Source organism: Bacillus sp. SIMBA_074, from assembly GCF_046534555.1.
In the GTDB taxonomy this organism is placed as follows: Bacteria; Bacillota; Bacilli; order Bacillales; family Bacillaceae_G; genus Bacillus_A; species Bacillus_A mycoides.
On the sequence record NZ_JAWRYM010000610.1, the window covers coordinates 1 to 267 of the forward strand.

The window sequence follows — 267 nt, forward strand, 5'->3', positions numbered from 1 at the left end:
TGAATCCACATGTCAAGTCAACCCTCGTGATCCTCTTGAGGATATTGACAGAGCTCGTATAGGACTCCGCCCGCCGCTTTCGGATGCAAAAACCCGATTTGGGCATGATGCGCCCCTTCTTTAGGCTGCTCATGGATAAGCGGTACTCCTTGTTCCTTTAGATGGATCAAGCGTTCTTTTACATCGTCTACATCAAGGGCGATATGGTGGATTCCTTCCCCGCGCTTTTCGATAAACTTGGCAATTGGACTCTGATCAGAAAGCGGC

The 267-nt window shown here is 49.4% G+C and carries 1 protein-coding gene; it reads right to left on the reverse strand.

Annotated elements, in window-relative coordinates:
• Window positions 1-17: 17 nt before the first annotated feature.
• The coding region (locus SB773_RS32190) for a VOC family protein (protein WP_410594424.1) at window positions 18-267 on the reverse strand (250 nt) is incomplete at its 5' end.